The organism is Lysinibacillus boronitolerans JCM 21713 = 10a = NBRC 103108, from assembly GCF_000772935.1.
Lineage (GTDB): Bacteria > Bacillota > Bacilli > Bacillales_A > Planococcaceae > Lysinibacillus > Lysinibacillus boronitolerans.
In genome coordinates this window covers 93020-108831 of the sequence record NZ_JPVR01000068.1, presented here as the reverse complement: position 1 = coordinate 108831, position 15812 = coordinate 93020, and the positions used below count along the sequence as shown (strand labels likewise).

10 protein-coding genes are annotated in these 15812 nt (G+C 36.8%); 3 read left to right on the top strand and 7 right to left on the bottom strand.

The features are described from left to right. Positions 1-3: 3 nt before the first annotated feature. The 4 genes from CD31_RS07660 to CD31_RS07640 form a co-directional block, all read right to left on the bottom strand. On the bottom strand, positions 4-5136 hold the full coding sequence (locus tag CD31_RS07660) for an ATP-binding protein (RefSeq protein WP_036076611.1): 5133 nt from the start codon (positions 5134-5136) through the stop codon (positions 4-6). Between the two features lie 22 nt (positions 5137-5158). Continuing rightward, positions 5159-6826, bottom strand: a complete 1668-nt coding sequence (locus tag CD31_RS22935; protein ID WP_081977466.1) for an HD-GYP domain-containing protein — start codon at positions 6824-6826, stop codon at positions 5159-5161. A 680-nt stretch (positions 6827-7506) separates the two neighbouring features. Next, a complete protein-coding gene (locus CD31_RS07645; protein ID WP_036076609.1) occupies positions 7507-8550 on the bottom strand; it encodes a hypothetical protein in 1044 nt (347 codons plus the stop codon). Between the two features lie 99 nt (positions 8551-8649). Further along, the gene (locus tag CD31_RS07640; RefSeq protein ID WP_036076607.1) at positions 8650-9543 is read right to left on the bottom strand and encodes an AraC family transcriptional regulator; all 894 of its coding nucleotides are present in this window, start codon (positions 9541-9543) and stop codon (positions 8650-8652) included. Positions 9544-9649: 106 nt separating this feature from the next. Here CD31_RS07640 and CD31_RS07635 point away from each other — a divergent pair, with 106 nt between their 5' ends. Together CD31_RS07635 and CD31_RS07630 are read left to right on the top strand one after the other, a co-directional pair. Further along, positions 9650-10567, top strand: a complete 918-nt coding sequence (locus CD31_RS07635) for a DMT family transporter (RefSeq protein WP_016993867.1) — start codon at positions 9650-9652, stop codon at positions 10565-10567. 159 nt (positions 10568-10726) lie between these two features. Next, positions 10727-11773, top strand: coding sequence for a Cj0069 family protein (locus CD31_RS07630; protein WP_036076605.1), 1047 nt, complete (start codon positions 10727-10729; stop codon positions 11771-11773). Between the two features lie 33 nt (positions 11774-11806). Here the strand turns inward: CD31_RS07630 and CD31_RS07625 are convergent, their stop codons facing one another. The 3 genes from CD31_RS07625 to CD31_RS07615 form a co-directional block, all read right to left on the bottom strand. Continuing rightward, positions 11807-12439 (bottom strand): LysE family translocator, encoded by a 633-nt coding sequence (locus CD31_RS07625; RefSeq protein ID WP_016993869.1) that lies wholly within the window; start codon positions 12437-12439, stop codon positions 11807-11809. A gap of 114 nt (positions 12440-12553) precedes the next feature. Then, positions 12554-13282 (bottom strand): tetratricopeptide repeat protein, encoded by a 729-nt coding sequence (locus CD31_RS07620; protein ID WP_244905062.1) that lies wholly within the window; start codon positions 13280-13282, stop codon positions 12554-12556. 105 nt (positions 13283-13387) lie between these two features. After that, positions 13388-15100: a methyl-accepting chemotaxis protein gene (locus tag CD31_RS07615; protein ID WP_036076601.1), complete on the bottom strand. Its 1713-nt coding sequence runs from the start codon at positions 15098-15100 to the stop codon at positions 13388-13390. Positions 15101-15302: 202 nt separating this feature from the next. Between CD31_RS07615 and CD31_RS07610 the strand changes: the two genes are divergently transcribed. Next, positions 15303-15509: a hypothetical protein gene (locus tag CD31_RS07610; protein WP_016993871.1), complete on the top strand. Its 207-nt coding sequence runs from the start codon at positions 15303-15305 to the stop codon at positions 15507-15509. Positions 15510-15812: the final 303 nt, after the last annotated feature.

Sequence of the window (15812 nt, the reverse complement as noted above, 5' to 3'; positions counted from 1 at the left end):
TTCTTAATTTTTTACCAATACCTTAACTAGTGGTAATGTAAAGCTAAATATGCTTCCTTCATTTTCAAGACTTTCAACAAAAATCTCACCATTATGCTGGTGAACAATATGTTTACAGATCGCTAAGCCAATGCCGTGCGAATGTGCTTCATGGATGTTAGTTGCACGATAATAGCTATCAAAAATAAAGGGAAGTTCACTCTCAGCAATTCCAATGCCACTATCTGCTATCGAACAAATCAAGTGCTTGTCCTCTACATGGATGGACACTTGAATTCCACCATTTGATGTATATTTCATTGCATTGGTCATGATATTTTCAATCACTTGATTGATTCGCGTTTTATCAATCAGTAGCTGGGCTTCTTCATGACCATAAAAGTGCGCACTGTATGTTAATCCTGATTGTTTTACTTCATCCTCATAACGGGTTGCCATTTGTAAAAATTCCTTCGCCTTTACCTCTGTAAAAGAAAATTCTGCTCTACCAGCTTCTAGATTTGCTAAATCAAACAAATCTTGTATTAAGCTATTTAATGATAGTAGCCTTTCTTTGCTTCGTATTAAATATTTCTTTCTGGCTACTGGGTCAACTATCACGCCCTCTAGCATTAGTTCTATATACCCTAATGTAGAGGTTAGCGGTGAGCGTAATTCATGGGAAATACTATGCAAGAGTTTTTTACGTTCCAGTTCATTTTTTTCTAAACGTTCATTCATTTTTATCAAATGCCGATTCGTCTCATCTAGCTCCCTAGTACGCAACTGAACACGTTTTTCTAAATCTCCATATATTTTTGCATTTTCAAAAGAAACGGCAATTTGAGCAGCGATCACTTTCAATAGCTGAACATGAGATGGATGGAAGGCATTCGTCATTAAGGTATTTTCAAAATACAATATCGAAATAATTTCATTTTGATGGATAATTGGTAGGCAAAGAATAGATTTAGCCGTTGAATAGGAGAAAAAAGGATGCTGTGGTTTTTGTGCATTGTCGATAATCACATGCTCTTTACTATTATAAACATAGCGTATAATCGATTGCATATTCGCATTAAAATTCTCCATACTTTGTTGATCATACATTGTAAAGGTTTTTTCCGCAGCTTCTGCCTTTGCTAACACCAATAATTCCTGCTGCTGTTTATGAATGAAATAGCCACTATTTGCCCCCACGTGCTTTAACAGGGAAAACAATATTTTATACAGTAATTCTTCCATACGGATGGCTGTTGCAAAAGATTGAGTCGTCTCAAAAACTGTCATCATATCAAACGAGAGTGATTCTCTGCTCTGATTTTCCAGTTTGCGATGCACCTGATAATCTCTTGCCCATCTTCTAGCAACTGTTTCTGCTCCCCATGTTTCAATATTTTGAATACCATTTAGTATATAATGTCTTGCCGTTTTCTTTTGCTGTTTTGCGAGATAATAGTTTGCAGCTCGTTCATATGCTAGTGCTGTATCCTGGACAAAACCATTCATACTTGCTAATCGTATTGCTCGGTCATAATAGAGTTCTGCCTCATTGTCGTTGTTGTGTAAACGGTAATTCTCTGCCATTAATAAAGCATAGAGATGCTCATAGTTTTCTGGAGAATAAGCAGCCCATTTCTTAAATTTCTTGAGGCTTTGACGTATATCCGTTAAAAACAACCTCTGCTCTTGTACCTGACAATTTTGACTATGCAGAAAGTGAAATTGCCACATGGCTCGATAAAAATAATAGACCGTGGTGATTGGTAATGTATAAGTGTCCTTACTTAGCTTCTTTAATTCAACCAGAATCGCTTTCCCTTGTTTTTCATCAGCTAATAAAAAGGACATTTGTAAACGTACTGAATAATGCATAATTTTAATAGCAGGCTGATCCTGTATTGTGATAGGACAAGCCCAATGTACAGGATGGTGAGGATAGCGTAGGATATTCATCCATCTCCCCATTTCGGCTAAAAAGTCAATTGAAAGGGTACTTGCATGAATAGAAAATTCCTCTTGTTGTCGTCTAATTTCTTGTTGTAAATCCTCTAGGGCACCCCCCTGAATAAGTCGTATCGCGACAATAAAACATGAAGCTGAGGATACTAAATGATATAAGCCGAGCTCCTGGCTTTTTGCTTGAGCCTCGTTAATATATTGAATACTGGTTTCATAGGGCTCTGTCCAATGGCTGATAAACACGCCATACACATAATAAGTATGGCCCTTGATATATATGCTTTCTTGGTTATCGGCAACAATGATGGCAAGTTTGCCAAAGCGAGTGGCTTCTTTTATATTGGTAAAGCCTGCATTTAAAAGCAAAGCATAGTTAATCAATACCATGCCGCTTTTCGATGTAGTGCCATACTTCAACTGTAAACGCAGCCCTTTCATTAAAAGAATACCTGTTAAGTTAGGGTTTAATAGGAAAGCACTTGCCGTCATATTAATAATTAAATGAATCAAAATATCAATTTCTTTACTATTCGTTGGTGGATGCTGCAACAAGTCTTGGTCAGACATATGTCGCAATGCCCATTTCAACAATAGATACTCTTTTAGAAGCTGTGACTTTTTAGGATAAGCTGAAATTTTAAGATTCGCAACTTGAAAACCTGCCAAGCCTGCTTCTAGACCAATAATAGGGTTATCGGACTCAATGTATAATACCGTTTTCAAATTGTTAATCATCAGTTTTTCTAATTTTGTCTCTGCATGCTGCAAAGCCTCTGTTAAATGCCTTTCCGATTGTTCGTAGTGGCCGGTTAAATATTCACATTCACCTAAATTTGCATATAATTTAACCGACTGCTCTCTCCTAGTCTCCCAATGATCAGGCGTCAATAGTTCTTTACTAGTTGTAAAAAATTTTAGCGCATTATCAAAGAGCCCTATTCTTTTAGCCTCAATACCGAGTTGATAATTCCAGATAGCCAACTTTTGCTTTTCTTCCCCAGTCAATAAGTGTCGACTGTAATTGAAATGCATGACGATTTCGCTTAATCGATCATGATCTGCAGCTATTTGAGAGACATCTGTTAAAAGCTGGCCAATTTGATAATGAAATTTTGCACGCAATTGCCCTGGTAAATCCTGATAAGCTACTTGTTGAATACGATCATGAACAAATCGGAATTTGGTAGAAAATGTATGCAAAATTCCTTCATGCTCTAATGTACTTGCCCATTTATAATGGGCATCTAATGGAATAATAAAGCCATTTTCAACAAGTGTTTCCAGGTGTTTTAATAACGCTTGAGCTGATAAGGACACCAGCTTTAAGACATCTGTAAATTCAAAGCGCTGACCAAAACATGCAGCAATTCGTAAAATCTCATGGGCTTCTGTTGTTAAATTAGCCATTCTAGTTTCGATAAAGGCAAGTAGCTCGTTATTTAAACGCGATAAATTAAATTTCTTACGATTAAACTCCCATTCTTTTGTTGTTGCATTAAAATAAATCGTGTTATCTTGCTGGAGTGAACGAAACACTTCTTTCACAAATAACGGATTCCCTTTGGTCAAATTAAATAATTGCTTGGCAATGATCTGTATGGTATGTGGCTTTGCATGGAAAGACGCCTCTAACCATTGTTGAACATGTTGCTCCTGAAGCAAGGGTAAATGGATATGATGACCGTTCGAAAAACTAGGGGTTCTTTGTTGATTTTCCTCCTCAGCGCTGTCATTATTCACCCGGAATGTACCAATCATCATAAAGTATCCTGCTCGGTGCTGCTCAAAAATTTGGGTCATAATTTCAATCGTACTTTGATTCGCCCAATGCAAATCATCTACAAACCATATGACTGGTTTCTTCTGCATAGCAAATGTTAATAAAATTTTTTGAATCGATATAAACGTATAGGAATGGAGCTGTTTTGTATTTTGGCGCACTTCTTTTTGAAAGTGTACTTCCTCCTTCACAAACCATTTGAGTTCAGGTAATAGATGGATAAGTTCATCTGTCACAACTAATTTAACCTCTTGAAATAATTTTTTCCATAAATGGACAGACCTTTCCCCTTCCATATAAATAAATTTCAATAAGCTCCTTAAAGGATGGATGACAATGGAATAATCATTTTCTAGTTGCAATTGCTCATACTTAGTCGTAATAAAATAGCCCTTTGCGGCCGCAATTTCACCCTTTAGTTCTTGAACTAACTTGGATTTTCCATACCCTGCTTGTCCTGATATAGTAACCATCTTTTTGTCACCTTTTGCAACCTGACGAAAAATAGAGGAAAGCTCTGCGAATTGCGATTCTCTCCCATACAGCTTAGTAGATAGTCCCATATTCAGATGCAAATCCTGTTCACCAAGCAGGAAATTTTCAAGCGGTTCGTTTACTAAAAGTTTCTGTTGGATATGTAGTAAATCCTCTCTCAAACCAATGGCACTTTGATAACGATCAGCTGGATTTTTAGCTAATAGCTTTTCAATAATTTCCCAAAGCAAAGAATGATAGCGACTGTCTATACTCACCAATGCTTCTGGTTTTTTGGTGATGATTTCATAAATCAAATCGACGGCATCGTTTGCTTGAAAAGGCAATTGCCCCCCCAATATTTCGTAAAAAATGATGCCCAGTGCATATAAATCTGTCCGATAGTCTACCTCTAAATGAAGTCTGCCCGTTTGCTCAGGTGCATAATAGGGTAGCTGTTCTAGTCGTTCATAGGGATTTTCAATCACAACTGGAGATTCTACATCATATTTTGTACTAAATTCAGAGCTTAATAGTTTTATTTTTAAAGAATTAGGATTGATTAAGATTTGATTAGGATGTAGGTGTAGGTAAAGTAAACCACTTTGTTGCATTTTCATACAAATATTGACAAGGTCAATCGCAATCTGTAGAAATTGATGCAAAGAAATCAAGTTATTACTGAATTGCTTTAAGGGGACTCCATTAAAATTTTCATAGATGATGGCATATTGATCATCTATATAATCAATAGCAATTGGCTTTAATAACCAAGGATTTTGCTCATTCGAAAACAAAGAAAATTCATATTGTAGTTTGGCTCTTGTCTCTGCTGAATTATGATGAACACTTTTTACCAGTACCAGATTGTTAAATTTCTTCATATACATTCTTTGTAGATGCCAATCTTGACTAGACTGTAAAAGAATACAATCATTCACACACAAACCCTCCTCTTCAATGCTAGTTGTTTATTATCTTTGTAACCGCTTTATATTTTTGCAACGCTACCTTTATATTTATTTGTTTAATTGATTGTCCAGCAAAGCTAAAAACGAGACTCTCTAACTTCTTTGGTGTAATATGATAGAGCTCCAATTTTCGGTTTGTACCGATTAATGGGTTATATTCCTCTTCAAATGAACAGATGACAGTCGCTTCACAATAGTCTGCGATTCGCAATAACTCCTCTTTGCTTGTTGTAGTGTCTATCATAATAGGACAGATTCCCTTTACATAAAAAACACCTTCTAGTAAAAGTAAAGGAATACTTGCTCGTAGATTTTGATCGACTAGAAAGATGGCAGAGCTTTTTGTTTTCGTATCTTTTCGTAAATGGAATATAGCCTTGTTTAATAACCCTCTTAACTTTACTCGTACATTTTCTAACATTACTTGTTCTTTGAGCACATCAAAGATTTGGTATACGGGGATATAAATTTTTGTGATGCATTCAGAAATGGTGTGTTGCTCAACTAGCTTATTATAATATTTCTCCATTAAATGCGCTTCGCCTTTTATTAAATACTCAGAAAATTTTCGGAACAACTGATCCGGTGTTTCTACATAATATGTAATAAGCTTCTCAATTTTTATTTGAAGATTTACTGGTAACGCAAAAATTGTATTCGAATCTAATCTTCTAACCGTAGGAAGAAGCGGGAACATAAGATTGACATGTTCTACTAAAGCATGCGTTCCATCTGACAAAAGGACAATGGACTTTTCTGGATAGATACCAATAAAATCAACAAATTTAGCCAAAAGCTTTTCGTCTAATAAATGCTTTTCTTTATAGATAGTAGCTATAGCTTCTGCAGCCCCTATTTCCTGTTTATAGGGGCGATTCATCGTGATAGCCGAATAGATATCAATCAGCTGTAGTAATAATACTACCTTTGGAATCTCTTTTCCTGCTAATCCATCTGGATAACCAGAGCCATCGATCCGTTCATGATGTAATTTTGCCAAAAAGGCAATGGATTCAAGTCCAAGTTCCTTTAATAGGTCATAGCCAAGCTGTGTATGCTTCTGCATGATAGTAAATTCTTCCACAGTTAGTTTCTCCTCTTTCGATAAAATTTCATGTGGAATATTTAATTTACCAATATCATGAAATAAAAAGCCTAATGCATAGTGCTCTAAATGAGAAATACCTTCTTTTTTCGCAAATAATGTACCAAGTGTAAATACGTCAAGCGCATGCATATAAGTATATTCATCATATTTTTTTAGTGTCTGCAATAGCCTTCGATAGCTTAGATTCTCCATATACGTTTCAAATAAATCTCGCACAAATACGATATCATCCATATTTTTTAAAGCATGACCATATCGTCTCTCCGTACTCAATGCTGCTAGTGCTTGCAGAAATTTAGGCATTTCATCCCATTCACTACTTACCAAAGAATTTTGTTGCGGTTGTACTTTAATAGACTGTATTTGATTAACCTCTTTGTCTATTGGCACTTCAATATATACATGTTGAACATTACGGTTTTTTAATAATGTAATAATACGTGCTGTTAATACACTTCCCTTTTTCATTAGCATACGATTTTCAACATATAGATCTTTCCCTAAAACAAAGCCTTCCTGTAATTCAGCAATCTTTCTTGGAACTACCTTCAAAATAAACACTCCTTCTATTTTAGTACATTAAAACTATAAAATTCGAAGGTTAAAATTAGGTTAAATAGTATTCATCACTTTCACTAATGCAGGATAAAATAATCATATTATAACGAATCACTAGGTCCTTTGTTGTTAAAATGCAATCTCCGAGCTAAGTAAATTGAATATTTTATTAAACTATAAGGAATGGATTTCTCCCTTTCCTAACAGATGAGATGATAATCAGAAGTAATTTATCCAGAAAGCATTGCTAAAAATCAATCAATAAAAAAATAGTCAATGTTTTGATCACAAAACATTGACTATTTCATGTTGTTAAATTAAGTTGATGTCAACGGCAGAAAAAGCAACTTTGCAAGGTGAGAGGTTGATTTTCTTTTCCGCCAGCGTCCGATATGCCGCTTCACTCACGTCCATTCGCTCCAAGGTCTCCTCTGTGACGCTGGCTCCATTACAATCAGCCATTCTGCACAAGTGTTATTTATATAGAGAAGTAATGCGTGACAAACCTCTCCATAAAGAGTTGCGAACACTTTACTTTATTTGAAAACCAGGGCAATATTTTTATGGGGTGAAGTGGAAGGCTACTTGACTCCCATAGGAAAACAAGTAGCCTGCAACGGAAATCCATTTCTACCTTTCAATTGACTATTTTGTTTTTTATCACTAAGAAATAGTCAATCAGGTTGGCTCATTGCCATTCCTTGTACAAGCATTTGTCTAAATTCTTGAGCCTGGTCTGCTTTAATGGCTATGTGACTATAGCGCTTCTTGATTCCTAGCATAAACGTTACTTCCACAGGCTCTTTCATTTTCAAAATAAAATGCGGATAGGCCTCACCAAAATCACGTGCTATAAAGTCTATCGTATCTTTTGATAATTTTCCCTTTAGTTGCTCCTTGTCTTCGATGATTTCAGCAATATGATCAAAACGAATTTCAGTACGTTTCATTAATCCCAGGGATAAGTACACTGTATCATTTGTGACATAAACAGGATTTAGGCGAATAGCCTGCATATCCGCAAGAAAGAAGATTACTGAATAAATATTGAAAACAAGCAACACAACGGAAAGTATTATGGATTTTTCATGTAGCCACCAATGAATACCGATCGTTTCAATTGCAATCCCATGAATAATCATGAGCTGAAAAGCGATATAGCTGGAATTTTTATGCAAAGTTAAGCCTTGTCGTTCTTGCCTTTTCCAACTCGCGAAACCATAATAAAGCACTAATAAATCGGCACAGATCATCTGAATAACTGGGTGCTTGGGTGCATGTTTTTCTACAGCCTTAGAAAATGAAAAGAGGTCTGGTAAAGAGCTTTTACGCACTTCTCCTAGTATTTTTGGCAGGTATCGTACAAGTGTTGCCACTAGTATAATTTCTAATAGAATAATAGATCCTTCAATCGCAAAGCCAGCCCATGTTACTGCCACATATGGCTGAAGGTGCTCCATAGGAATGATCAAACGTGCAGCAATACAGCCTGCTGCGGCTAATAGGATGGCTTGCTTGAACGAAAATTTGCCTTTATAAAGCATAAATAGCACAGGTACCACCACAATAAAATCAATCAATGAACCCATAACAACACCATTTGTTTCGATAGGTAAAATAGATGTGCCAAATCCTGTGTTATAAAGTGTATAGTTACTCGCTAACACCACTAATAATAAGGCCAGCCATATATTTTGCTTACTTTTTAAGACCACCATTCACTCCGCCCCCTTCTCTACTATTAATTTTACTTTATGCCAAATGGTTCATCTTGTATAGAATTTGCGTATAAAAGATGTTCCTATTTCCATTCACGTTCAATTATTTTTCACACTTAAAAACTTCTTACGATAAACATGTGGCGGGTAGCCAGTGTATTCTTTAAACTTTTCAATATAATAACTGACAGTACTAAAGCCTGTATCCACAGCTATTTCTGTTATCGATAGCTCATTACCTTTCAATAATTCTATGCTTTTGCGCAATCGATATTGGCATAAATAGGTAAACGGTGTCAAGCCCACTATTTTCTTAAAAAAACGACTACATTCAGCGCGACTTATATACACATGGCTAGCTAAATCTTCTAATGCTATTTTCTGCTGATAATGTGCGTGTAAAAAATCTAGCATAGCCTTTGCTCGTTCATGCTGCACAATAGTGGCAGAATCCATTATTTGTTCTGTCAATAAGGATTGGGTTAGCATAGATTCCCAAATAAATAGAAGCTCTCTCCGTACCTTTAGCTCAAAAAAAGCAGCTTGCGCTCGCATTAATTCCGCAATCGTTGCTACCTTCTGCGCTAACTCTCCTGTTAGTTTGACATAAGGTATTCGATTTCTTGTAATATACGGTTCTACATATTTTGAGAAAAAGATACTGCCCTCATGCCCCCCCATTAACTTTGGATCTACATTCACACAATAAACGGTCGCTTGTTCAATTTGATAAGGCTTTGCTTCATGTAAACCTGAGGCATTAATAAAGAGTCCCTCGCCTTGCTTCAATACAAAAACGTCCGTCCCCACTCGATACTGTGCACATCCATTTTTTATAAAAACAAATTGTATTTCTTTATGCCAATGGAGAGGTAGAAAATCCATGCTTTCTAATCGCATAATCGTTTCATATAAGGCAACTGGAAATTCCTTTGTTCCATGCAATGTTAACTCCTGTAAATCCTTGGCAACTTTAATATGTGTTAGTGGCATCTATAACACCTCAATATATTGATATTTTATTGGATTAAATCGATATTTATTTCCACTTAATCACTTTATAATCATCTTATATTGATAGTTTAGGAGATGTAAACAGATGAATCAAATTATCCAAAATAAACGTACACGGGGCTTTCTACTAGTTATTCTTGGAGCAAGTTTCTGGGGAATCGGAGGGACCGTTGCCCAACGACTATTTCAGCAAGACAATTTAGAGGTCGGCTGGCTTGTTTCTAGTCGTTTACTTTTAGCAGGTCTGCTACTAATAGCTATTTATAAAATAACCCATCGGCATGAATCCATTTTCGTCATGTGGCGCACAAAGCAAAATGCTTTTAGACAAATTTTATTTAGCTTACTCGGCATGCTTGCTGTCCAATACACCTATATGATGTCAATCGCTATTGGTAATTCAGCTGTCGCCACATTATTGCAATATTTAGCACCACTGTTTATCATGGCTTATTATTTTCTAACGAGACAAAGTCCATTGACAAAGCAGGATGGTATAGCTGTGTCACTTACACTTGTGGGGACCTTTTTATTATTAACAAACGGTTCTTTTTCAACATTGTCCGTTCCTTTTATGGCTGTGTTGTGGGGTATCTTATCTGGTCTCTCTGTTGCATTTTATACCATTTATGCCGTTCCACTTTTACAGCAATTCCATTCATTATTAGTTGTCGGCTGGTCAATGATCATCGGCGGTATAGTAATGAGTATAGCTCACCCACCATGGGCTATCGATCTATCAGATTGGACATTTTCAACCACTGCCTATTTTCTCTTTATTGTTATTTTTGGGACAATGCTCGCTTTTTGGTTTTATATTGCTAGCTTGCACTATCTTTCACCAAAGGAGTCGAGCCTACTAGGTAGTCTTGAACCATTAATGGCTGTCATCACAAGTGTTTGGTGGTTAAAAATTGCTTTTGGCGGCTATCAGTTTATTGGTACATTGCTAATTCTACTTATGATTTTATATCTCACAGTATTTCAGAAAAAGCAGCCTTGAAAACAGAAAATTAAGAGATTTATGATTTTAATAGTCAATACCTCCTATTACTGAGATAGTAATATATGAATTTATACATAAAATTTACATATTTCATCTATCTTTTCTCCTTATTTGTCTACTATACTGAACATAATAACAGATATAAGGAGGTATTTTATGGATAAAAAAGTTATTTTTTTCGAGGTGGAAGGCGGCACAGATAAAGGGCCAGATGGCTATCGCCCAGATACAATGCCAATGGTGGAAGCGCTAAAGCAACGTGGACAGGATGCAGAGGTACTCTTCTTTGATATCACAAAAAAGCAGGAAATCTTTCACTATGTTAAGGAACATGGTATTGCCTATGTATCTCGCATTAACCCAGGCAACTTACAGCATGAGGATGAGTACTTTGCTATGCTACGAGAGCTATGCCAAGCTGGCGTTATAGGGATGCCACATCCAGACGCCATGATTAGCTATGGTTCAAAAGATGTATTATCAAAACTGACGACAACAAATTTAGTACCTGACGATACATTTGCCTACTACACAATCGAAGCATTTAAAACACAATTCCCTACTTCCTTAGCCTTAACAGAGCGTGTTTTGAAGCAAAATCGTGGTTCAACGGGAGAAGGTATTTGGCGTGTAAAATTGGTGGAACCGCTAGCAGAGGGTATCACTGAAGTGCCACTTGATACACAAATCAAATGTACTGAAGCAAAAGACAATCATGTAGAATATTGGCAGCTTGGCGACTTTATGACATTTTGTGAGCAGTATATTACAGGAACGAATGGTATGTTAATCGATATGCGCTTTCTTCCAAGGATTACAGAAGGCGAAATCCGCTTATTCATGTTGCGCGATCATCCCGTACACGTCGTACATAAAAAACCAGCTGCTACCGAGGATGCCTTTAGTGCAACTCTATTCTCTGGCGCTCAATACCGCTATGACAAACCTGAAGACTGGCAAGAGCTGGTACAAAACTTTTTAAAGCAGCTCCCTCAAGTAACAAACCTACTAGGCAATTATGATTTACCGCTAATCTGGACGGCTGACTTTATGCTAGACACCAATGAAGCCGGAGAAGATTGCTATATTTTAGGTGAGATGAATTGTTCTTGTGTTGGCTTTACTTCAGAACTAGCATTAGCGCATGAAGTAGCAGAAGAGATTTTAGCCTGTATAAAAGAGCATACTGAGGCTATTGCGTAATAAAAAAAGTGCGATCTTTAGGGATCGCACTTTTCATATATAAATCTTAATTCCTTGTATAAATTCATAGATAAAATAACAAGCAAAACCAATTAATAAGAAGCCTGCGACAATTGTAAATGTCCGAATCATCTTCCGATTCATAGCTTTACGAGTAACCGAGACAATGGTGAGCAAACCGATATCGTGGAGTAAAATTCCACTTAATACACCAGCAGCAATAATTAAAAAGCTCGATGATTCCCCTTGTCCATATGATTTTGCTAGCACTACACCAAATACGTTGACCCAAAAAACAAGATTACCTGGGGAAACAGCCACTAGTAAGCCGTTAAAATAAGAGGCAAAAAACGATTTGGTTACTTTTTCTCCTGCCAATGTAATATCATGGTCAGCGTTCTTGATAGAATCATAGCCTAACAAGAATAAAAAGCCCGCTCCAATAATCCACATGGGTAGTTGAATTAAAGGCATAGCCAAGATGGAGGCTAGTCCCATATACAAAGCAAAAACCAATACAATATCAATGGTCATGCCACCAAGCCCAACTGCCCAGCCGTGCATAAAACCATTTTTGAGTCCTTGCTTTGTCATTTCTACAGTAATAGCTCCTACAGGCATGGCAATGGCAAGTCCTACCAATACATACGCTACATATAAACTCAAAAAAACACTTCTTTCATGTCATCGATAAGCTTCATACGTCCGTTTAGGGTTTCACTATAGCATAATTATACTTGAAAGGAAATAATTATTAATAGTTTCATGTCTTTTTACCTGTTAGAGCATTTGCTTTTTCCATTGCGCTAACAAATCTTTTGACTTCTCCAAATCCAATTTCAATGTGACTTGCTTAGCTGTACAACGTTTTTTAGCTTTCTCCCATGCTTCTTCCAAGGCAGGTAAATAGCTTAAATTTTTTGTCGCTGCTACTAGCTGGAAAAATATATTACCTTGTATATAGTGCCAACGAGGATTCATTTCATCTAGGAGAATTGCTTCTTCAATCAGTCTTAATGCCAAATAAGGGCTACCTTCGTGACGATTTAAAAACTGTGCAAATGCTCCCCAATACAATGCCTTATTAGGCTGCAATTTGATTGCCTCCGCATACTGCACTGATGCCTTGTCCTGTTCTTTTGCAAGGACATAATATTCCGCCATTGTATAATAGGCGTTAGCCTGCGCCTCTATAGGCCCTGCTAAAAGCTCATCGACCACTTTACCAAATTGCTCATCATCCTGACTACCTATATAAGCTGCAAGAACATCTCGTTCTGGATACGAGCCATCTGTACGTTCCACACTTTGCTTCACTTTGTCGTCAGTAGGCTGAGGCATATTTGCATACCCATTTGCCTCTAGCATTGCCACATGCTGCTGAATGACTTGATAGGCCTCTTCTTCGATCGCTGTATCATTACCCAATATTTCTTTAGCTAGTTGATAACTTTCCTTTACTTGACCACTCAAAAATAGGTCATTGACTTGTTGTACTTGCTCGTTCATTTGATTTACCACCATTAAAATCCTCACCTTCGCAAAAGAAAAATCTTATTGCTAGTTTACCATTTAAGAAGTATAAGCAAAAGCCAACATGTCCTAATCTTTTTATTATTCTTTTAATTTAAACGCTTTTACATGTTGTTCGAGTGTGTGTGCCATATGATTTGTTTCATTAGAGCCTTGTGCCACCTCATCAATGCTTGCAGTTGTTTGCTGTGCTGCGACGGTAATCATATTCATCGTTTCTTCTATATCACGAATAGATTCTGTTAATTGTTGAATCATTTGCACTATACGTGCAGATTTTTCGTTTTCAGCGGTCATAGCATTAGAAATGGTAATCATTTCTTCTACTGTTGTAGCCACTGCTGTCGAAATATTTCCTAAAGATTGTGCTGTTAGACGCACTGTCTCTGTTCCTTTTTCAATATATTGCGTATTATCATTCGTAGATGACATGACCTGCTGAACATGCTTCATTATATCCTGAATAAGCTGTTCAACTTGCAATACCTCTTGATTAGATTGTTCAGCAAGCTTCCGTACTTCCTCAGCGACAATAGCAAAGCCTTTGCCTTGCTCCCCTGCTCTAGCCGCTTCAATGGAAGCATTTAGTGCTAGCAAATTTGTTTGTGATGCGATGTTCGCAATAGACGTAGTAATCGTTTGAATTTTTGTTGCAGATGCAACCAAGTTTTCTACTGTTTGTCGTACCTCACCTGATCCGCTGTGAATTAATGCCATATCATTGCTTATATCTTTTGCTAGTCGCTCACCCTCTGTTGCTAATGCCATTGTTTGTCGAGCATTATCAGCACTGTTATTGGCATTACTTTGAATCAATTGAAGATCCTGTGCTAAAGAAGTAAGAACATCTGTCGCATTTTCAGCATGATGCATCCCTGCCGTTACGGCACTTGTTACCTCTTCGATATTATTGGCGACACCTTGAATGGTATTGCTCATATCGTTCAAGGTGGAAGCGGTTTCATCCGCGTTGTTTGTTAGCGTATTAGAAGTGGAACGCATCGTCATAATCATATTTTGTAAATTGGCTGTCATTCGATTTAATGTGTTCGCTAAATCCGCTACTTCATCTTTACTGTTAATTTTTGTTTCAGGTACAGCTAAATTACCATTGGCAATTTCTTTCGCCTGCTGAATCAGCACACTAATCGGTCTTACTTTACGACGGATTAAAAAGCCTGTAATGATGGAAGCAATTAGCATAGGGAAAATACTAATTAAAATCCCATTTCGTACAACATCCCATGTTCGCTCCTTAACAATATTGGCATCAAAGTCAATGACACTAATGGCAATAATTTCTTTACTGGAATCATGGTCTTTAAAAATAGGGGCATAGCCAGATAAACGGTCCATCCCTGCAAAGGTATAGGGCTGTGAGTATGTCGGATGCTTATGTGTAAGCAACATATCAATAGCTTCTTTGTCTAAATAAAATTGATCACCAGGTGCATAGCCTTTCTCAGCCAAATGATCATCAAGCGCTATTAATGTGCCATCCAATGATAATATATATTGTGTTTGGAAAATATCTTTATGACCGGTTGTCCAGTTTAAATCGTTCCCGATGCTTTCCTGTACAGCCTTGTCGCCTTGAAGGGCCTTGTCCAATTGTTGCGAATTGATCAAACCTGTCGTAATATTGGCACAGCCATAGGCCTCAACACCAGCAGCATCATAAAGTTTATTGTAAGCAGTTATGTATGTAGCGAACGAAGTAATCCCTAGCATCACCACTAAAATACCAGCGATAATCGTCCCAAGTTGAAAAGTTAATGAATTGCGTAATTTCACGATCCATCCTCTCCCCTTTCTTGTAATAATCTATGAATATTCCTTTTGTTTTTCATCATACTACAAAAAGATGTATTAAAAAAGCATCTTTAATTATTCTAGTAAGATAAAACATTGGATAAAAGTTCTGAATTGTGCGATAATTGAAGTTAATTATCTTGAATCTTGAGCATTACCAATTCATCTAATAGGAGGGCTTGCTATGAACAAACGCTTTCATCTTATATCGATTGTGACAGGGAACTTGTTAACAATAGGGGCCATTTTTATTTATGCCATGCAAAGTCAAGTGGATGTAGCCCTCAGTACGTATGCTCTTGTGATGGGTTTTTTTAGTACTTTGCTTGTGGTTTTCTTCTATATATGGGGGGAAGAAAAACAACAAGTATCCAATCGTTTTCTGAAATAATATGTCTCATTTGCCATTACAAAGATAAAGGTAGCAAGTTTATTGTGGTTCCTTCCCTTTCTATATGCAAGGGATTTTTTTATGTAAAGGTCGGTAGAAATGATTTAGTAGCGTGGATCAAAAAGCAAATCGGAAGAGATACTAGAGTGTAGGAAGAATGGAGATTAAACCTTACAAATTATGTGGGTCTATACAACAGCTATTTCAAATATGGCTTCTTAGATTTATTCACGATTCCCTTCTTTTCCGAGGCATTCCCCTCCGTATACGTCTAATTGTTGTAGAAAAATAAAATTTTTTGTA

Coding starts and splice junctions, on each gene's coding strand:
- CD31_RS07645 (WP_036076609.1), bottom strand. CDS start 8,550: ATGGTGGTCTTAAAAAGTAAGCAAAATATATGGCTGGCCTTATTATTA.
- CD31_RS07640 (WP_036076607.1), bottom strand. CDS start 9,543: ATGCCACTAACACATATTAAAGTTGCCAAGGATTTACAGGAGTTAACA.
- CD31_RS07635 (WP_016993867.1), top strand. CDS start 9,650: ATGAATCAAATTATCCAAAATAAACGTACACGGGGCTTTCTACTAGTT.
- CD31_RS07630 (WP_036076605.1), top strand. CDS start 10,727: ATGGATAAAAAAGTTATTTTTTTCGAGGTGGAAGGCGGCACAGATAAA.
- CD31_RS07620 (WP_244905062.1), bottom strand. CDS start 13,282: ATGAACGAGCAAGTACAACAAGTCAATGACCTATTTTTGAGTGGTCAA.
- CD31_RS07610 (WP_016993871.1), top strand. CDS start 15,303: ATGAACAAACGCTTTCATCTTATATCGATTGTGACAGGGAACTTGTTA.